Raw genomic sequence first — 17440 nt, 5'->3', positions numbered from 1 at the left:
ACCTCGGTCGGCTCCCCGCCCGCCCCCGAACGCACGAACGCGGCCGCGGGCCACGCCGCCGGCCACCCGGTCAGCTCCGCGCGACCGCGATCAGCAGCATCGTCACGAGGAACCCCGTCACGAGGTTGAGCCACAGGAACCGCCGCCAGCCCCGGTTGGCGCGCTCGCAGTCGTCGTCCCGCACCGACCAGAAGCTCGCCGCGTTGACCGCGTAGGGCAGCGGGAGCACGGCGGCGAGCCACCCGGGCCACGGCACCGCGAGCAGCGCCGCGGCGGCGACGACGTATGCGGCCGTCGAGGCGACGACGGTCGGGTGCGCCCCGAGCACGGTCGCGACGGAGCCGATCCCGGCCTCGCGGTCGGCGCGCACGTCCTGCACGGCCCCGAACGCGTGCGACGCCATGCCCCACAGCACGAACGCGACCAGCACGGGCCACACCGTCCGCGCCCCGAGGTCGGCCCCGACCAGCATGAGCGCGTAGAGCGCGGGCCCGACGAAGTGCATCGCGGACGTCGCGGAGTCGAGGACCGGCCGCTCCTTGAACCGCAGGCGCGGCGCGGAGTACGCGACGACGAGGAACACGACGAGCAGCAGCGTGAGGTTCGCCGCGAGCGAGCCCACGACGAGCAGCCACACCAGGAACGGCAGGACGCTCACGGCGCACGCGACGAGGATCCGGCGGTGCACGACGCGGGCCTGCGAGCGCTCGACGAGGCCGCCCTCGATGCCGCCCTTGCGCGGGTTGCGCAGGTCGGACTCGTAGTCGAACACGTCGTTGATGCCGTACATCAGCAGGTTGTACGGCACGAGGAAGAACAGCGTGCCGACCACCAGGGTCGCGTCGAGGCGCCCGCCGGTCGCCATGAGGTACGCCGCGGCGAACGGGTAGGCGGTGTTGACCCACGAGAACGGCCGCGAGGCCGCGAGGATCTGCTTCACGCGTGGGTCGTCCCGTCTCCCGTGCCGTGGCCGGACGAGGTCCGCCCGGCCCGCCGCTCGCGTCGCCGGCTCAGCACCGTCCACAGCACGGGCATCCCGACGGCGGCGGCGATCGCGTACGCGAAGTCCTCGACCGGCGCGCCCCAGACGTGCAGTCCGAGGATCTTGGCGGGGTCGAACTCGTAGAGCCCGACGTCGATCATGATCGTGTCGAAGACCGCGGTCAGCACGCAGAGCAGCAGCACGGTCGCGAGGATCGCCACGCCGCGCAGGCGGCGCAGCACCGGCGCGGACACCGCGAGCAGCACGACGAGGACGCCGGCGTTGAGGATCGCGTTCGTCACCGCGCACCCCCGGCCGTACCGGCCGCTCCTGGCGCGTCGGGCGTCGGTCCGGTCCGGCCGGTGACCCCGGTGCCCGACGATCCGGCCGCACTGCCCGACGGACGCGACGCACCGCGCGCCCCGCCCCGGCGCTCCGCGACCCACCGGTCGAACGCCCGCCACGCCGCGAGCGCGGTGTAGCAGAGCAGCGTGAGGAACCCGACCTCCTCGATCGGGAGCTCGGGCGCGAGCAGGATCCCCGTCATGTGCGGGCTGTCGCCGCGCGCGAAGATGCCGAGCGCGAGCCCGGCGAGGTCCCACGCGAGGAACGCCGCGACGCCGATCCCGACGCACGCGGCGGAGAGCCGCCAGTCGGACCAGAACGCGAGCCGGTGGGCGCGGTCGAGGAGCGCGATGCCCCCGAGCGAGACGAGCAGGGCACCGAGGTAGGCCAGTCCGATCACGCGGGCCGGTCCTCCTCGCGGGCGGGCCCAGGAGCGGGGTGGCCGGACGCGTCCGGGCCGGAGCCGACGGTGCCCGTGCGCCCGGTGCCGAGCGCGTCGCGCCACACCCCGCGCGGGCGCGCCGCGTCGAGGTACCCGGGCCGCAGCGGCGTCGGGAGCGGTCGCGAGGACGTCTCGCCGAGCAGGCGCTTGACGACGAGCTCGGCGCTGATCAGGCACATCGGCAGCCCGACGCCGGGGATCGTCCCGCCGCCGACGTGCAGCAGGTTCGGCACGCGCGCCGACGCGTCGCCGGGCCGGAACATCGCGCTCTGCCGCAGCGTGTGCTCCATGCCGAGCGCGGACCCGCGCCACGAGGAGAACTCGCGGTGGAAGTCCGCGGGCCCGACGACGCGCCGGGTCACGACGCGCGAGCGCAGGTCCGGGACGCCGGCCCACGCGCCGACCTGGTCGAGGAACCGGTCGGCGTGCGCCTCGAGCGCCGCCCGCGAGGCCGGGCCGTCGTCGTCCGCGGCACCGAGCCGCTCGTCGGCGGGGAACGGCACGAGCACGAACAGGTTCTCGTGCCCCTCGGGTGCCGCGTCGGGGTCGGTCGCCGTCGTCTTCGAGACGTACAGCGACGCGACCTCGGGGACGCGCAGCGCGTCGGGGTCGGAGCCGCCGCCGGTCCCGGGCCCGAGGATGTCCTCGAAGTTGGTCGGCCAGTCGCGCGTGAAGAACAGCGAGTGGTGCGCGAGCTCGGGCAGCTCGCCGCGCACGCCCGCCATGACGAGCAGCGCCGAGATGCCGGGGCCGCGGCCGGTCCACCACGACGCGGGCAGGCTGCGGTGTGGCTCGTCGAGCAGCGCGGTCTCGGTGTGGTGGCGGTCGGCCGCGGAGACGACGACGTCCGCCCCGACGACCTCGCCGCTCGCGAGCCGGACCCCGCGCGCGACGCCGGTCCGGCGCGGGTGCCGCAGGCTGCGGCCGGCGTCGTCCACGTCGATCGCGACCACGTCGGCGCCGGTCCGGATCGTCACGCCGGACGCGCGCGCGACCTTCTCGAGCGCCTCGATGAGCGTGTACATCCCGCCGCGGGGGAACCGCACGCCCTCGCCGAGGTCGAGGTGGCTCATGAGCGAGTACAGCGCGGGCACGCGGTACGGCGACGAGCCGAGGAACACCGCGTGGTACCCGAGCACCTGGCGCAGCACGGGGTGCGTCACGGTCCGCTCGACGCGCTGCGCGAGGGTCTGCGTGAGCAGCTGGCCCAGCGTGCCGGACCGCTTGACGACGTCGAGCGAGATCGCCCGGTCGGGCCGCTCGAACGTCGTGTACAGGAAGTGGTCGAGCGCCGTCCGGTACGCGTCGCCGGACTCCTCGACGTAGCGGCGCATCGCCTCGCCCGCGCCCGGCTCCAGCGCGTCGAACGTGCGCCAGTTCGTCTCCGCGTCGCCGACGACCTCGATCGGCTCCGCCGGGCCGCCGTCCTCCGGCTCGGGGAACAGCCGGTACGCCGGGTCGAGCCGCACGAGGTCGACGTGGTCCTCGATGCGCTCGCCGAGCAGCGCGAACAGGTGCTCGAACACCTCGGGCATGAAGTACCAGGACGGCCCGGTGTCGAAACGGAAGCCGTCGATCGTCGTGGTCCCCGTGCGTCCGCCGACCTGGTCGTGGCGCTCGAGCAGCGTGACCTCGGCCCCGCCCCGCGCGAGCAGCGCCGCGGTCGCGAGCCCTCCGATGCCGCCCCCGACGACGACGACGCGCCCGCCCGTGGGGAGCTCGCCGGAGCGTCGCGCGCGTGCGGCCCGGGACCCTCGGGTCCTCGCCGTCGCAGCCCCCGACGGCGCCGCCCCCGGCGTCGCGTGGGCCCCCGCACCCGCGACCGGCGAGCCGCCCGTCGCCGACACCCGGTTCACGCCCGGCCCCGTCACACCGGCGCCGCTCACGCCTGCACCGCTCACACCCGCACCGCTCACACCCGCACTGCTCGCACCTGCACCGCTCACGCCCGCACCGTCCCGCTCCGCTCGTCGGCCTGCTCGTCCGTGCACCCGCGCGCCGCGCGGTCCGTCGTCCCGCCCGCTCGTGCACCCGCGCCCCGCGCGGTCGGTCCTGCCCACGTCACCCCGTCCGCCGGGGCCGTCCCGCCCTGCGTCATGCGGTCCCGCGGAGCTCGGTCGCGACCGCCTGCGCGACGACCGCGAGCTTGCGCGGTGTCGTGACCCGCACCCGGCGCCCGAGCACCTCGGCGGGCGGGGTGTGCGCGAGCTGGTCGAGGAGCCGCTCGTACAGCCCGAGGGTCGCGGCGACCGCGCACCGCGCGCGCCGCGGGAGGCCGGGCAGCGACTCGCGCGCGCGGCGCACGTCGGCGCCGATCTCGTCGAGGATCGCGTCGAGCTGCGCCTGCGTGAGGCGGCCCGGCTCGACGCCCGGGAAGTAGCTGCGGCCGAGTTCCGCCGAGTCGTCGCCCAGGTCGCGCAGGAAGTTGATCTTCTGGAACGCCGCACCGAGCGCCTGCGCGCCCGCCTCGGTGTCCGCGTCCGCCCGCCGCACGGGGTCCCCGGGGCGGCGGTCGGCGTTGAGGAAGACGGCCAGGCACATGAGCCCGACGACCTCCGCGGAGCCGTGCACGTAGCGCTCGTAGCTTGCCCGGTCGTGGACGTGCACGGTCAGGTCCGTGCGCATCGACCCGAAGAACGGGTCGAGCTCGCGCGCACCGATCCCCGTGCGCCGCGCCGTCCGGGCGAACGCGTGCACGACGAGGTTCGTCGAGTACCCGGTGACGAGCGCCCGCGCCGTCTGCGCCTCGAGCTCGTCGAGCAGCTCGCCGGCGTCGGGGCCGCGGTGCGTGTCGACGATCTCGTCGGCGATCCGCACGAGCGCGTAGACCGCCTCGATGTCCTTGCGCGCACGCTCGCCGAGCAGCCGCGCGCCGAGCCCGAACGACGTCGAGTACCCCGCGAGCACGGCCCGGCTCGCCCGCTGCGCGGTGGCGTCGTAGAGGCGGTGCGCGCGCTCGTCGGCGGTGGGTGCTGCGTGCTGCATCACTTCCCCCGCTCGGCCAGCTCGTCGACGACGCCCCCAAGGTAACCGGCGAGGACCGGCGGCAGGTGCCGGGCGGCGGTCTCCCGCGCGGACCGCGCCGCACCCGCCGCGAGCGCGAGCACGTGGTCGCGCGCGCCGGAGCCGACCATGACGTCCCGCACGGCGGCGGCGCCCGCGTCGTCGAGCGCGGGGTCGCCGACGTGCCGGTCCAGCACCGCGCGACCGGCGTCGTCCGCGAGCAGGTACGCGTAGCGCAGCAGCTCGGTGCGGGTCCCGGCGCGCAGGTCGGAGTGCACCGACTTGCCGGTCACGGCCGGGTCGCCGAACACGCCGAGGTCGTCGTCCGCGAGCTGGAACGCGATGCCGAGCGCGGTGCCGACCCGGTCGAGCGTCGCGTGCGTCGCCGCGGGCGCGTGCGCGAGGAGCGCACCGGCCTGGAGCGGGGCGCAGCACGTGTAGGCGGCGGTCTTGAGCTCGGCCACGAGCAGCGGGTCGACGTCCGACGGCGCGAGCAGCTCGCCGCCGACGTCGAGCAGCTCGCCCGCGACCGTCGTGGCGAGCGTCGTCGCGAGCAGCCGCATCGCCTGGACCCGCACCTCGGGGCCCACGGGGGCGGTCGCGACGAGGTCGAACGCGCCCGAGAGCGCGAGGTCGCCGCCGAGCAGCGCGGACCCGAGCACCTGGTGGTCGGCGGCCCGGCCGACCACGCCGCGGTCGCGCAGGCGCGCGCGGTACGTGCCGGCGACGTTGGGGACCCCGCGGCGCACCTCGTCGCCGTCGAGCACGTCGTCGTGCACGAGCATCGCGGTGTGCAGCAGCTCCTGGGCGGCCGCGACCGGGGCGACCGCGTCGAGGTCGGTCCCGCCGAGCCCGAGGTACGCGGCGACGGTCAGGCGCGGGCGCAGCATCTTGCCGCCGACCTGCGCCGCGACGGTCTCCCACAGCACGAGGTACTCGTGCGCGACGTGCCCGGCCTGGTCGCGCCGGTCCGTGAGGTAGCGGCGCAGCGTCTCGCTCGTGGCCGTGAGGCCGGCGTCGACCTGAGCGCGGAGCGTGGCGTCGTCGGGCGGCGCGGTGAGGACCCGGAGGTGGGGCTGGGTGCGCTCGTCGTCGCGCGCCCGGCTCGGCGCGGGGGCCGTCTGGGGGTGCGCACCGGGGTGCGCGTCGGCGTGCACGTCACGGAACGACTCGCGCGCGTGCACGTGCGAGTCGATGCCGGTCTCGCCCACGCGAGCCCCCTCTCTCGGGAAGTTGCTCAGCATACTGAGCATCTCCGGGCCCGCCACCTGAGCGGCCCCGCGCCGGTACGCGCCGGCCGGGGCGGCTCGGTAGGGTCAGGAGCATGACCTGGCTCGTGACCGGCGGCGCCGGCTACATCGGTTCGCACGTCGTCCGCGCCTTCCGGGAGGCCGGCCTCCCCGCCGTCGTCCTGGACGACCTGTCGAGCGGCCACGCGGAGTTCGTGCCCGACGACGTCCCCCTCGTGCTCGGCTCGATCCTCGACACCGACCTCGTCGCCGACGCCCTCGCGGTGCACGGCGTCGTCGGCGTGGTGCACCTCGCGGGCTTCAAGTACGCGGGCATCTCCGTCGAGCGGCCCCTGCACACGTACGCGCAGAACGTCACCGGCACGGCCCACCTCCTCGCCGCGATGGCGTCACAGGGCGTCGAGAAGATCGTCTTCTCCTCGAGCGCGGCTGTCTACGGGACGCCGGACACCGACCTCGTCACCGAGGCCACCCCGACCTCCCCCGAGTCGCCCTACGGCGAGTCGAAGCTCATCGGCGAGTGGCTGCTGCGCGACCAGGGCCGTGCGACCGGGCTCCGGCACACGTCGCTGCGCTACTTCAACGTGGTCGGCTCCGCGACGCCCGACCTCTACGACACGAGCCCGCACAACCTCTTCCCGCTCGTGCTCGACGCGCTCGTCGCCGGCCGCACCCCGCGCATCAACGGGACCGACTACCCGACGCCCGACGGCACGTGCGTGCGCGACTACATCCACGTGGCCGACCTCGCGACGTCGCACGTCGCCGCCGCGCAGGCCCTCGCCGACGGCCGCGAGCTCGAGCGGGTCTACAACCTGGGCAGCGGCGACGGGGTGTCCGTCGCGGAGATCATGTCCGCGATGGCCGAGGTCACCGGCATCGCGTTCGAGCCCGAGCGCGCACCGCGCCGCGCGGGCGACCCGGCGCGCATCGTCGCCTCGGGCGAGCTCGCCGCGCGCGACCTCGACTGGGAGATGCGCCACTCGCTGACCGACATGGTCGCGAGCGCGTGGGTGGCCCGCCAGGCGCACTGACGGCAGCGGTCGTCGCACGCCGCGCACGGGTCGGCGCGAGGCGGCCGGTCCGTCGCCGGGGCCGCCGTGCCCGCCCGCGGGACTCGCCCGGACGTGCGGTTGCGCGTGCCTGCCGCCGAGCCGCCTGCCCGCGCGGCCCGGCTTCAGCGAGCGACGACCGGGACCCGGCGCAGCTCCGGGAGCCGGGACGCGGCCTCCTCGAGCACCGCCTCCGACCCGGCGTAGATGCCCTCGGCGCGCGGCCAGTGCAGGACGAGGTCGGTGAAGCCGAGCGCGGCCGCCCGCTCGACGCCCTCGACCAGCACGTCGACGGAGTCCAGGGCGAACACCGGCGCGCCGTCGATGCTGAGGTAGCGGCGCAGCGGCTCCCGGGGCACACCCGCGTCGGCACCGGTGCCGTCCCCGGCCGCCGAGCCGCCCGGGGGCGTGGCCGCGAGCACGCCGTCGAACACGTCCGTCAGCGCCGCGAGCCCCTCCCACCAGCGCTCCTGCGCCTGCGCGGGCGTCGCGTCGTCGAGCTCGCCCGGCTCGAACGTCGGCCCGAAGGTCGCCCAGCCCTGCCCGTGCCGCGCGGCGACCGCCATCGCCCGGGGGCCGTTGGCCGCCACGACGAACGGCGTGCGGGGGCGCCGATGCGTCCCGGGGATCATCCGGGCCGCGTCCGCGACGTAGAACTCCCCCGCATGGTGGGTCACGGGGTGCGTGAGCAGCTCGTCGAGCACCTCGACGAACTCGGTGAACCGCCGCGTGCGCTCGGGTCGCGTCGGGGGCGGACCCAGCACCGACGCGTCGAACCCCTCCCCGCCCGCGCCGAGCCCGAGCACGAACCGCCCGCCGCTGATGTCGTCGAGCCCCATGACGTCCTTCGCGAACGGCACGGGGTGGCGGAAGTTGGGCGACGCGACCCACGTGCCGAGCTCGATGCGCTCGGTGACCGCGGCCGCGGCGGCCAGCAGCGGGACGGTCGCGAACCACGGCTCGTCCACGAGCGAGCGCCACGCGAGGTGGTCGTAGGTCCACGCGTGGTCGAACCCGTACTCCTCGGCGCGCTGCCACTTCGAGCGCTGCTCGGCCCAGCGCTCCTGCGGGAGCAGCACGATGCCGATCCGCATGCCCTCGGCCGCCCCGGCCCCGGTCCCGTCCTCGCGCAGCGCGTCCATGCCGGTCAGGCTACCGACGGCCGCCGACGCGTACGCCTGCTCCGGACCCTCGGGCAGGTCGCCGACCGGTCGCACGGTCGAACTCGCGGGGTCGGTCCGGCGCGGCCCCGCTCCCTCAGCCCCAGCCGAGCCGGTGCAGCGTCTCGTCGTCGATGCCGAAGTGGTGCGCGATCTCGTGCACGACCGTGACGGCGACCTCCTCGACGACCTCGTCGCGGTCGTCGCACAGCGCGAGCGTCGGGTTGCGGAAGATCGTGATGCGGTCCGGCAGGGCGCCCGTCGCCCAGAACTCGCCGCGCTCGGTCAGCGGCGTGCCGTCGTACAGGCCGAGCAGGTCCGGGTCGCCCTCGGGCGGGTCGTCCTCGACCAGCACCACGACGTTGTCCATCTGCGCCGCGAGCTCCTCGGGGATCTCGTCGAGGGCGTCGCGGACGGCGTCCTCGAACTCCTCGAGCGACATCTTCACCATGGGGTCCATCCTCCCCCAGCCCGACGAGCGGGTGCCGCGGGACGGCCCGACCGGCGGCCACGACGGCTCGCCGGGGACAGAACCGCAGGTCAGGGCCATGCTGGCCGGCCGGACGGGATCGACTTTGGAGTTCCGCCCCGGAACCCGTATGCTCAATCCCGGTCTAGAGACGCCTCGACGTCCGGGGCGAGTCGCCCCCATCGTCTAGCGGCCCAGGACCCCGCCCTTTCACGGCGGTAGCACGGGTTCGAATCCCGTTGGGGGTACGAGCAGTTCAGCATGAAGGTCTTGTCTCACCACGAGGCCCCGTAGCGCAGTTGGTTAGCGCGCCGCCCTGTCACGGCGGAGGTCGCGGGTTCAAGTCCCGTCGGGGTCGCTCGATCAACGCCCGGTCATCTGGCCGGGCGTTGTCGGTTCGGCCACTTAGCTCAGTTGGTAGAGCGTTCGACTGAAAATCGAAAGGTCGGCAGTTCGACCCTGCCAGTGGCCACAGCACAGCACGAGCCCCGCCCGGATCCCCGGTGCGGGGCTTCGTCGTTCCGGGGTGTCGCCGCGGCACCGGCCCCTCGGTCGCGGCGACCGCGGGACCCGGCCGCAGGACCGCGCACCGATGGCGGACCGCCACGCGCCGGGTCAGCCTGGGGGTGCACCGTCCGCACCCCCGGAGGATCCATGAGCCCGACGCCCGAGCAGGTCACCGACGCGATCACGTACCACGGCGAGGGCCCGGTGTGGTCGCCCGTGTGGGGCGGTCTGCGCTGGGTCGACATGCTCGCGGGCGACGTCCTCACGCTGCGCGACGACGGCTCCGTCGACCGCCTGCACGTCGGGTCCGTCGCGGCGTTCGTCCGGCCCCGGACGCGCGGCGGGTACGTCGTCGGGCTCGAGCGCGGGATCGGCCTGGCCGACGGGCCCGACGAGCTCCCGACCCCGCTCGAGACGCTGTGGTCCGACCCCGGCGTCCGGATGAACGAGGGCGGCTGCGACCCCGCGGGGAACCTCTACGCCGGGTCGATGGCCTACGACAAGACCGAGGGCGCCTCGACGCTCTACCGCATCGCCCCCGACGGCACCGCGCGCACCGTCCTGTCGAGCGTCACCGTCTCCAACGGCCTCGACTTCTCCCCCGACGGGTCGCTCGCCTACTACGACGACACGGCGACGGGCCGGACGGACGTGTTCGACGTGGTCGACGGCGAGCTGACCGCCCGGCGCCCGTTCCACGTGCCCGACGACGGCCACCCCGACGGCCTGACGGTCGACTCCGCGGGGAACGTCTGGGTCGCGCTCAACGGTGCCGGACGCGTGCGGTGCGTGTCCCCCGCCGGTGATGTGCTCTCGGAGGTCCGTCTGCCCGTCCGGCTCACGACCGCCTGCACGCTCGGCGGGCCGGACCTGCGCGACCTGTACGTGACGACGTCGCGCGAGAACCTGGACGACCCCGAGCCCGAGGCCGGGGCGCTGTTCCGCGTGCGGGTCGACGTCCCCGGGCGGTCCGTGCTGCCCTTCGCCGGCTGACGGCCCCCTGACTGCGTCGACCCCGGCTCGTCCGCTCGACGCGCCGCCCCGACACGCCGTCACCAGCGATGACGCACCGCCCGAGCGTGCAGGTTGACGCGCACAACACCGCAGGTGAGGCCACACTGGGGTCCCTGAGGTCTGCACGGACCGCCGGACGGAGGGTGAAGAGATGGTGACCGCGTCACACGGGACGGTTCCGCCGACCGACCAGCAGTCGATCGGGCAGCTGCTCGGCCGGCTGAGCGAGCAGAGCTCGAAGCTCGTGCGCTCCGAGATCGAGCTCGCCAAGGCCGAGATCTCGACCAGCGTCAAGAAGGTGGGCATCGGCGCCGGGCTGCTCGCCGGCGCCGCGTTCTTCGGCTTCTTCGCGTTCGCGGTGCTGCTCGCGACGGCGATCATCGCCCTGTCGGGGCAGATGGCGCTGTGGCTCGCGGCGCTCCTCGTCGCCGTCGTCCTGCTCGTCCTCACGGTCGTGCTCGCGCTGCTCGGCAAGAAGCGCCTCGACGACGGAGCCCCGCCCACGCCCGAGCGGGCCGTGGAGAACGTGAAGCTCGACGTCGACGCCGTCAAGGAAGGCCTCCACTGATGACCACCGACCCCAAGCTCACCGAGATCGAGGCCCAGCTGGCCGCGACCCGCGCCGAGCTCGCCGCGACGGTCGACGAGCTCTCGACGCGCCTCGACCCCCGCACCCAGGTGAACAACGTCGTCGATGCCGGCAAGCGCCTCTGGCGGGACGCGCTCGGCACCGACCCCACGGCCGACCCGACGAACCGGAACAAGGCCCGGGCGATCGTCGGCGGTGCGGCGGCGGTCCTCGCGCTGCTCGTCACCGGCGCGATCCGCAAGTAGGTCCTCCCTCGGCCGTCGGGCCCGCGGCACGTCCGCGCCCGGCGGCCGAGGCGCGTCCCCTGTCGGTCGACGCGGCCCGGGCGGGGTCGTCCGCTCAGGCGGACGCCGCCGCCGACTCGAGCGTCCCGCCCCGCGCTGCCTCCTCGTGCGCGAGCAGCGCCCGCTTGGGCCCGGGCCCGAAGTAGTACCCGCCGATCTGCCCGCCCGTGCGCACGATGCGGTGGCACGGCACGAACGGCGCGACGAGGTTCCGCGCGCACGCCCCGCCCGCGGCCCGGACCGCCGCCGGCCGCCCCGCCGCCGCGGCGAGCGCGGTGTAGCTGACCGTCGCCCCCGGCGGGATCGCCCGCATCGCGCGCCACAGCTCCTGCTGGAACGGGCCCCCGGGCTGCGCGACGGGCACGGTGTCGAGCGCTCCGACGTGCCCGGCGGCGTAGGCACGCACGGCGTCGACGACGTCGGCGGGACCGTCCCCGACGGCGGCGAGCTCGTCGGGTTCCAGGAGGCGGACGCCGTCCGCGCGGGCCTCGGCGGGCAGGCGCTGGACGGTCTCGTCGAACGGCCCGAAGCCGGAGACGCGGACGACCCCGTCGGGTTCGAGGACCACCGTGAGGGGCCCGGCCGGGGTGTCGAGGATGGTCGCGAGCAACGTCGTCATGCGTCCATCATCGCGCCACGCGGCGGACCCTTCTGGCGGTTTTCGGACGCCGCGGCTCGGCGGCGGCGAGCTCCACCCGGTGCGACCACGCCGACCAGAGGTGCTGCGCCGCGTAGCCGCGCCACGGGCTCCACGCCGCCGCACGCAGGATCGCGGCGCGCACGTCGACCGGCTTCCCCGCACCCCCGGGGAGCTCGGCGAGCGCACGCCGCAGGATCAGGTCGCCGGCGGGGAAGACGTCGGGGTCCCCGAGCGCTCGCAACGCCACGTAGTCGGCGGTCCACGGCCCGACGCCGGGCAGCGCGAGCAGGTCCGCGCGCACGCGCTCGCGGTCGGCGCCCGGGTCGAGCCGTAGCCCGTCCGCGACCGCGCGCGCGACGACGCCGATCGTCGATGCCCGGCCCTCGTTGAGCCCGAGCGCGCGCAGGGCGGGCGTCCCGACCTCCGCGAGCGTGGTGGCCGACGGGAAGAAGGACAGGCCGTCCGCACCCGGCTCGCCGTGCTCGGCGACGAGCCGCCCGGCGATCGTGCGGGCCGCGGCGGTCGAGACCTGCTGACCGAGCACCGCCCGCACCGCGAGCTCGAACGGGTCGGTCGTGCCGGGGACGCGCAGCCCCGGGCGCACGGCGAGCAGCGGCGCGAGGAGCGGGTCGCCGCCGAGCGCGCCCGCGACGAGGCCCGGGTCGGCGTCGAGGTCGAGCCACCGCCGCAGCCGCGTCACGGTCGGCGCGAGGTCCGCGAGCGACGTGAGCTCGAGGTGCGCGTGGACGGCGCTCCCGTCGGCCGCGAGCACGACGGTCACGTGCACGGGCCCCTCGCCCCCGCGCAGCAGCCGCGTGACCGACACCTCGGGCACCCCGGCGCGCGCGTCGCCGCCGGCCCGCCGCGTCCCGGTTCCCGCGTCGTCGGCCCGCCGGGTCCCGGTCCCCGCGTCGGCAGCTCCGAGCGCCCCGGCACCAAGGCTGGCCGCGTCGAGCCCCGGGACTGCGGCGTCGTCGGCCATGCCTGCGGCCGTCCCCGCACCCGCGCCGGACGTCGCGCGCTCGAGCCCCGGCACGGCACGCGCGGCGACGTGCCGGAACCACGAGCCCGCGTCGAACGGCGGCGTGAACCGCAGCCGCAGGCTGAGCCGCGCACCGCTCACGGGCAGCCGGTCGGACGCGCCCGCGGCGACCGGTGCGAGGGAGCCCCGCCGTCGCGCCCGGCGCAGCTCGCTGGGCGGTGCGCCGAAGTGCTCTCGCACGACGTCGTTGAACTGCCGCACGCTCGCGAAGCCCGCGCCGAACGCGACATCGGCCATCGAGAGGTCGGTCTGGTCGAGCAGCATCCGCGCGAGCTGCGCGCGTCGGGTGCGCGCGAGCTGGAGGGGCGACGCGCCGACCTCGGCGACGAGCACCCGGTGCAGGTGCCGCACGCTGACGTGCAGGCGTGCCGCGAGCCCGTCGACCCCGACGTCGTCGACCGCGCCGTCGGCGATGGCCCGGACCGCGCGCGCCGCGAGGTCACCGCGCACGTCCCAGTCGCGCGAGCCGGGCAGGGCGTCGGGGCGGCAGCGTCGGCACGCGCGGAACCCTGCGGCGACGGCGGCCGCGGCGGCGGGGTAGAACCGGCAGTTCTCCGGCCGCGGGGTGCGCGCGGGGCACGAGGGCCGGCAGTACACGCCGGTGGACACGACGCCGACGTAGAGCCGGCCGTCGAACCGGGGGTCTCGACCGCTGATCGCGCGGTAGGCGGCAGCCGGGTCGAGCCAGGGTGCGCCGGGCGCCTCCAGGGCGTCGTCGCCGTGGGGGCCGGTCGCACCGGTCGCGGTGAGCGTCACGTCCCGAGTGTCTCCCGGGACACCGACAGCTCACGCGCGGAAATCGGACGGGGCAGCGTCGCGCGTGGGGACAGCACGCGCCACGCCCGAGGGGAGGGCAGTGCGTGCGGCCGGGTCAGGCGGTGGTGGCGCGCTGACGCGGGATGCCGTCGAGCAGCTCGCGGACCTCCGCCTCGCGGTACCGGCGGTGTCCACCGAGCGTGCGGATCGAGGTGAGCTTGCCGGCCTTGGCCCAGCGCGTGACCGTCTTGGGGTCGACGCGGAACAGGCTCGCGACCTCGGACGGGGTCAGCAGTGCCTCGGACTCTGCGGGGTGTGCGGACATGGACTGCCTCCCGATGGTGCACCGACGAGGCAGGACCTCACAGGCGCCCCCACCCCGACCGTGCTGGTGTACGAATTCTGCTGACCGGCACGCACACGACACCTGGGGCAGCCCCCCACGCGCCGCTTCACCTAGCATGACGTACCCGTCCCAAAGCCGCATTTCGTAGCACGTGTTGGTCACACCGGCCACTCACGGCGTACTCTGGAACGGTTCTGCAACGATACACATCGGGGCGATCCCGACCAAACGGTAGCTTTGAGTTCTCGGTCTCCCGTGTGACGTGATCGCCCGGGTGAGAGCTCGCCGCGAGTGGTCGGAATAGCGACGGAGCATGTACCGTTGCCCCACGAAGAGACGATTCAGCACCCCGGGGCCGCACGTGTCAGCACGTAGCCGCCCCGCATCCACGTAAGAGGGGGTCGATGCCATGGGGCGCGGCCGTCAGAAGGCTAAGCAGACGAAGGTCGCTCGGGAGCTGAAGTACTTCAGCCCGGAGACGAACTACCGAGCTCTCGAGCAGGAGCTCACGTCGCACGGCCGCAACGATGTCGTGACCGACAGCCGCCGCGCTGTGGACACCGACGACGACCCGGACGGGGACGACCTCCCCTCCTGGCTCACCGAGCGCTGAAGCACCCGCCGAGACGGTCCGCGAGCGATCGCGGCCGCTCGGCCGTGCCGCGCACGGGCCCGCACCGCACCGGCTGACGCCGACCTCGCCCGGCCCTGCGCCGGCATGCGAGGTCGGCGACGGTACGACGACTGGCGCCGGTTCCTCGGTCGACGGCGGGGCCCTCCGTCGACGACGGCGCCCGCCCCCTGGACCGCGTGCGAGTCCTCATCGCCCTGCGAGCCGTCCGGCCCGGCGTCAGCCGACCCGGTACGCGCCGGACAGGCGCACGGCCCCCGCGTGCACGCCCTTGGTCCCCGTGACGAGCTCGCTGTCGCCCGCGACGTCCCGCACCGGGTCCAGCTCGCGCACCGCGCCGAGCACCCACGCGGGCAGCCCGAGCTCCCCGGCGTGGGCCAGCACGCCGTCCACGGCGTCGGCGGCCACGATCGCGACCATGCCGACCCCGAGGTTCAGCGTGTTCTCGAGGTCGCCCCACGGGACGTTCCCGAGCCCCTGCACGAGCGAGAAGACCGGCGGCAGCGTCCAGCCGGAGCGGTCGACGTCCGCGACGACACCGGCGGGGAGCACGCGCGCGACGTTGGCGGCGAGCCCTCCCCCGGTCACGTGGCTGAACGCGTGCACGCCGCCGGCGGCTCGCGCGACGAGCGCCAGGCAGTCGGCCGCGTAGACGCGCGTCGGGGTCAGCAGCTCCTCGCCGAGCGTGCGGCCCAGCTCGGGCACGTGCCGCTCGAGGCCCCACCCGGCGACCTCGACGACCTTGCGGACGAGGGAGTAGCCGTTGGAGTGCAGGCCGGACGAGCCGAGCGCGACCAGCACGTCGCCGGTCCGCACGCGCTCGGGGCCCAGGAGCTCGTCGGCCTCGACCAGGCCGGTCGCGGCGCCGGCCACGTCGTAGTCGTCGGGCCCGAGCAGGCCGGGGTGCTCGGCGGTCTCGCCGCCGACGAGCGCCGTCCCGGCGACCTCGCACGCCGCGGCGATGCCGCGCACGATCCCGGCGATCCGCTCGGGGACGACCCGGCCGCACGCGATGTAGTCGGTCATGAACAGCGGCGTCGCACCGACCACGACGATGTCGTCGACGACCATGCCGACGAGGTCGAAGCCGATGGTGTCGTGGATGTCGAGCGCCTGCGCGATCGCGACCTTGGTGCCGACCCCGTCGGTCGACGTCGCGAGCAGCGGGCGGCGGTAGCGCAGCAGCGCCGAGGCGTCGTAGAGCCCGGCGAAGCCGCCGACACCGCCGAGCACCTGCGGGCCGTGCGTCGCGCGCACGGCGTCCTTCATGAGCTCGACGGCCTTGTCGCCCGCGTGGGTGTCGACCCCGGCGTCGGCGTACGTGACGGCGGGCGCGCCGGTGCCGGCGCCCGGGACCGCGGCGCTCACGGGTGGTCCAGCGCGGTCGCGCCGCCGGCGCCGTGCAGCAGCGTCGCGAGGCCGTCCTCGGGCGCGCCGAGGGGCAGCTCGTTCTGCTCGAGCAGGTGCTTGCCGAGCCGGTCCGCGGGCGGCAGCTCGATCGGGTACTTGCCGCTGAAGCACGCGGTGCACAGCTGCGTCGCGGGCTGCTCGGTCGCGGCGATCATCCCCTCCGGGGAGATGTAGCCGAGCGAGTCGGCCCCGAGGGAGGCCCCGATCTCCTCGACGGCGAGCCCGTTCGCGATGAGCTCGGCGCGCGAGGCGAAGTCGATCCCGTAGAAGCAGGGCCACTTGACCGGCGGCGAGCTGATCCGGATGTGCACCTCGGCGGCGCCGGCCTCGCGCAGCATCCGCACGAGCGCGCGCTGGGTGTTGCCGCGCACGATCGAGTCGTCGACCACCACGAGGCGCTGCCCGCGGATGACGTCCTTGAGCGGGTTGAGCTTGAGCCGGATGCCGAGCTGGCGCAGCGTCTGCGACGGCTGGATGAACGTGCGGCCGACGTAGGCGTTCTTCGTCAGACCCTGGCCGAACCGGATGCCCGACTCGGCGGCGTACCCGACGGCCGCGGGCGTGCCGGACTCCGGGACGGGGATCACGAGGTCGGCCTCGACCGGGTGCTCCTGCGCGAGGCGGCGGCCCATCGCGACGCGCGCGGCGTGCACCGACCGGCCGGCGATCGACGTGTCGGGGCGCGCCAGGTAGACGTACTCGAAGGCGCACCCGGCGCGCTTGATCTCGGCGAAGCGCGTGGAGCGCAGGCCGTCGGCGTCGATCGCGACGAGCTCGCCCGGCTCGATCTCCCGGACGAACGACGCCCCGACGATGTCGAGCGCCGGGGTCTCGCTCGCGACGACCCAGCCGCGCTCGAGCCGGCCGAGCACGAGCGGGCGGACGCCCTGCGGGTCGCGCGCGGCGTAGAGCGTGTGCTCGTCCATGAAGACGAGGCAGAACGCGCCCTTGAGGCGCGGGAGCACCTCGAGCGCCGTGGCCTCGAGCGTGTGGTCGGGGTCGCCCGCGAGCAGCGCGGTGATGAGCGCCGTGTCGGTCGTGTTGCCGCGCGCGAGCTCCCCGCGGCGCTGCGAGCCGTACCGCTCGGCGACGAGGTCGACGAGCTCGGCGGAGTTCGTGAGGTTGCCGTTGTGGCCGAGCGCGACGGTACCGCCCGCGGTGGCCCCGAGCGTCGGCTGCGCGTTCTCCCACGTGCTGCCGCCCGTGGTCGAGTACCGCGTGTGCCCGACGGCGATGTGCCCCTGCAGCGCGTTCAGCGCCGTCTCGTCGAACACCTGCGAGACGAGGCCCATGTCCTTGTAGACCAGCAGCTGCTCGCCGTTGGACGTGGCGATGCCCGCCGACTCCTGGCCGCGGTGCTGCAGCGCGTACAGCCCGAAGTAGGCGAGCTTGGCGACCTCTTCACCCGGAGCCCAGATCCCCATGACGCCGCAAGCGTCCTGGGGTCCCTTCTCGTGGGGTAGGAGGTCGTGGTTCAGAAGTCCGTCTCCGCGAAGGGCCACGCCCCCATGGTCGCAC

At 75.2% G+C, this 17440-nt stretch carries 18 protein-coding genes and 3 tRNA genes; 8 read left to right on the top strand and 13 right to left on the bottom strand.

The features are described from left to right. Nucleotides 1-70: 70 nt before the first annotated feature. The 6 genes from CCE01nite_RS09060 to CCE01nite_RS09035 all read right to left on the bottom strand — a co-directional run bounded on the left by CCE01nite_RS09060 (nucleotide 71) and on the right by CCE01nite_RS09035 (nucleotide 5983). The gene (locus tag CCE01nite_RS09060) at nucleotides 71-940 is read right to left on the bottom strand and encodes a prenyltransferase (protein ID WP_034626711.1); all 870 of its coding nucleotides are present in this window, start codon (nucleotides 938-940) and stop codon (nucleotides 71-73) included. Beyond that, nucleotides 937-1284, bottom strand: coding sequence for a lycopene cyclase domain-containing protein (locus CCE01nite_RS09055; protein ID WP_052103722.1), 348 nt, complete (start codon nucleotides 1282-1284; stop codon nucleotides 937-939). The genes CCE01nite_RS09060 and CCE01nite_RS09055 overlap by 4 nt, the downstream gene beginning before the upstream one ends. Then, a complete protein-coding gene (locus CCE01nite_RS09050; protein ID WP_052103720.1) occupies nucleotides 1281-1727 on the bottom strand; it encodes a lycopene cyclase domain-containing protein in 447 nt (148 codons plus the stop codon). Before CCE01nite_RS09050 ends, CCE01nite_RS09055 begins: the two co-directional genes overlap by 4 nt. Continuing rightward, the gene (gene crtI, locus CCE01nite_RS09045; protein ID WP_281282376.1) at nucleotides 1724-3655 is read right to left on the bottom strand and encodes a phytoene desaturase family protein; all 1932 of its coding nucleotides are present in this window, start codon (nucleotides 3653-3655) and stop codon (nucleotides 1724-1726) included. The genes CCE01nite_RS09050 and crtI overlap by 4 nt, the downstream gene beginning before the upstream one ends. Nucleotides 3656-3863: 208 nt before the next feature. Beyond that, nucleotides 3864-4754, bottom strand: coding sequence for a phytoene/squalene synthase family protein (locus tag CCE01nite_RS09040; protein ID WP_034626728.1), 891 nt, complete (start codon nucleotides 4752-4754; stop codon nucleotides 3864-3866). Beyond that, nucleotides 4754-5983, bottom strand: a complete 1230-nt coding sequence (locus CCE01nite_RS09035; protein ID WP_052103718.1) for a polyprenyl synthetase family protein — start codon at nucleotides 5981-5983, stop codon at nucleotides 4754-4756. The genes CCE01nite_RS09040 and CCE01nite_RS09035 overlap by 1 nt, the downstream gene beginning before the upstream one ends. A gap of 113 nt (nucleotides 5984-6096) precedes the next feature. Between CCE01nite_RS09035 and galE the strand changes: the two genes are divergently transcribed. Continuing rightward, the gene (gene galE, locus CCE01nite_RS09030) at nucleotides 6097-7056 is read left to right on the top strand and encodes a UDP-glucose 4-epimerase GalE (protein ID WP_034626709.1); all 960 of its coding nucleotides are present in this window, start codon (nucleotides 6097-6099) and stop codon (nucleotides 7054-7056) included. Nucleotides 7057-7199: 143 nt separating this feature from the next. On the opposite strand, the gene CCE01nite_RS09025 is transcribed toward galE, so the two are convergent. Together CCE01nite_RS09025 and CCE01nite_RS09020 are read right to left on the bottom strand one after the other, a co-directional pair. After that, on the bottom strand, nucleotides 7200-8168 hold the full coding sequence (locus CCE01nite_RS09025) for an LLM class flavin-dependent oxidoreductase (RefSeq protein ID WP_034626722.1): 969 nt from the start codon (nucleotides 8166-8168) through the stop codon (nucleotides 7200-7202). Nucleotides 8169-8331: 163 nt separating this feature from the next. Further along, nucleotides 8332-8685, bottom strand: a complete 354-nt coding sequence (locus CCE01nite_RS09020; protein ID WP_034626707.1) for a metallopeptidase family protein — start codon at nucleotides 8683-8685, stop codon at nucleotides 8332-8334. Nucleotides 8686-8878: 193 nt separating this feature from the next. Here CCE01nite_RS09020 and CCE01nite_RS09015 point away from each other — a divergent pair. The 6 genes from CCE01nite_RS09015 (at nucleotide 8879) to CCE01nite_RS08990 (ending at nucleotide 11058) form a co-directional block, all read left to right on the top strand. Further along, a tRNA-Glu gene (locus tag CCE01nite_RS09015) sits at nucleotides 8879-8951 on the top strand. Nucleotides 8952-8987: 36 nt separating this feature from the next. Beyond that, nucleotides 8988-9061, top strand: a tRNA-Asp gene (locus CCE01nite_RS09010). A gap of 41 nt (nucleotides 9062-9102) precedes the next feature. Beyond that, nucleotides 9103-9175, top strand: a tRNA-Phe gene (locus CCE01nite_RS09005). A 182-nt stretch (nucleotides 9176-9357) separates the two neighbouring features. Continuing rightward, a complete protein-coding gene (locus CCE01nite_RS09000) occupies nucleotides 9358-10203 on the top strand; it encodes an SMP-30/gluconolactonase/LRE family protein (protein ID WP_034626704.1) in 846 nt (281 codons plus the stop codon). 172 nt (nucleotides 10204-10375) lie between these two features. After that, nucleotides 10376-10792, top strand: coding sequence for a phage holin family protein (locus tag CCE01nite_RS08995; protein ID WP_034626701.1), 417 nt, complete (start codon nucleotides 10376-10378; stop codon nucleotides 10790-10792). After that, complete coding sequence (locus CCE01nite_RS08990; RefSeq protein WP_052103717.1) at nucleotides 10792-11058, top strand: DUF3618 domain-containing protein; 267 nt, start codon at nucleotides 10792-10794, stop codon at nucleotides 11056-11058. Before CCE01nite_RS08995 ends, CCE01nite_RS08990 begins: the two co-directional genes overlap by 1 nt. 94 nt (nucleotides 11059-11152) lie before the next feature. Here CCE01nite_RS08990 and CCE01nite_RS08985 read toward each other — a convergent pair whose 3' ends face one another. The 3 genes from CCE01nite_RS08985 to CCE01nite_RS08975 form a co-directional block, all read right to left on the bottom strand. Continuing rightward, nucleotides 11153-11716, bottom strand: a complete 564-nt coding sequence (locus CCE01nite_RS08985) for a methylated-DNA--[protein]-cysteine S-methyltransferase (RefSeq protein ID WP_034626697.1) — start codon at nucleotides 11714-11716, stop codon at nucleotides 11153-11155. Between the two features lie 7 nt (nucleotides 11717-11723). Next, nucleotides 11724-13535, bottom strand: coding sequence for a DNA-3-methyladenine glycosylase 2 family protein (locus CCE01nite_RS22380; RefSeq protein ID WP_307722732.1), 1812 nt, complete (start codon nucleotides 13533-13535; stop codon nucleotides 11724-11726). Nucleotides 13536-13650: 115 nt separating this feature from the next. Beyond that, nucleotides 13651-13860, bottom strand: a complete 210-nt coding sequence (locus CCE01nite_RS08975) for a BldC family transcriptional regulator (RefSeq protein ID WP_034626666.1) — start codon at nucleotides 13858-13860, stop codon at nucleotides 13651-13653. A 430-nt stretch (nucleotides 13861-14290) separates the two neighbouring features. Between CCE01nite_RS08975 and CCE01nite_RS08970 the strand changes: the two genes are divergently transcribed. Continuing rightward, nucleotides 14291-14494, top strand: coding sequence for a DUF3073 domain-containing protein (locus CCE01nite_RS08970; RefSeq protein WP_034626664.1), 204 nt, complete (start codon nucleotides 14291-14293; stop codon nucleotides 14492-14494). A gap of 237 nt (nucleotides 14495-14731) precedes the next feature. On the opposite strand, the gene purM is transcribed toward CCE01nite_RS08970, so the two are convergent. After that, the gene (gene purM / locus CCE01nite_RS08965; protein ID WP_034626662.1) at nucleotides 14732-15880 is read right to left on the bottom strand and encodes a phosphoribosylformylglycinamidine cyclo-ligase; all 1149 of its coding nucleotides are present in this window, start codon (nucleotides 15878-15880) and stop codon (nucleotides 14732-14734) included. Then, nucleotides 15877-17424, bottom strand: coding sequence for an amidophosphoribosyltransferase (gene purF, locus CCE01nite_RS08960; RefSeq protein WP_034626660.1), 1548 nt, complete (start codon nucleotides 17422-17424; stop codon nucleotides 15877-15879). The genes purM and purF overlap by 4 nt, the downstream gene beginning before the upstream one ends. Nucleotides 17425-17440: the final 16 nt, after the last annotated feature.

The organism is Cellulomonas cellasea (assembly GCF_006538745.1).
GTDB classification, from domain to species: domain Bacteria; phylum Actinomycetota; class Actinomycetes; order Actinomycetales; family Cellulomonadaceae; genus Cellulomonas_A; species Cellulomonas_A cellasea.
This window is presented reverse-complemented; position numbering and strand designations above follow the sequence as displayed.

What these genes read in the sequence shown, in the direction of transcription:
- CCE01nite_RS09040 (WP_034626728.1), bottom strand. Translation starts at nt 4,754, where the DNA reads ATGCAGCACGCAGCACCCACCGCCGACGAGCGCGCGCACCGCCTCTAC.
- CCE01nite_RS08975 (WP_034626666.1), bottom strand. Translation starts at nt 13,860, where the DNA reads ATGTCCGCACACCCCGCAGAGTCCGAGGCACTGCTGACCCCGTCCGAG.
- CCE01nite_RS09025 (WP_034626722.1), bottom strand. Translation starts at nt 8,168, where the DNA reads ATGCGGATCGGCATCGTGCTGCTCCCGCAGGAGCGCTGGGCCGAGCAG.
- CCE01nite_RS09000 (WP_034626704.1), top strand. Translation starts at nt 9,358, where the DNA reads ATGAGCCCGACGCCCGAGCAGGTCACCGACGCGATCACGTACCACGGC.
- galE (WP_034626709.1), top strand. Translation starts at nt 6,097, where the DNA reads ATGACCTGGCTCGTGACCGGCGGCGCCGGCTACATCGGTTCGCACGTC.
- CCE01nite_RS08990 (WP_052103717.1), top strand. Translation starts at nt 10,792, where the DNA reads ATGACCACCGACCCCAAGCTCACCGAGATCGAGGCCCAGCTGGCCGCG.
- CCE01nite_RS08995 (WP_034626701.1), top strand. Translation starts at nt 10,376, where the DNA reads ATGGTGACCGCGTCACACGGGACGGTTCCGCCGACCGACCAGCAGTCG.
- CCE01nite_RS08970 (WP_034626664.1), top strand. Translation starts at nt 14,291, where the DNA reads ATGGGGCGCGGCCGTCAGAAGGCTAAGCAGACGAAGGTCGCTCGGGAG.
- CCE01nite_RS08985 (WP_034626697.1), bottom strand. Translation starts at nt 11,716, where the DNA reads ATGACGACGTTGCTCGCGACCATCCTCGACACCCCGGCCGGGCCCCTC.
- CCE01nite_RS09020 (WP_034626707.1), bottom strand. Translation starts at nt 8,685, where the DNA reads ATGGTGAAGATGTCGCTCGAGGAGTTCGAGGACGCCGTCCGCGACGCC.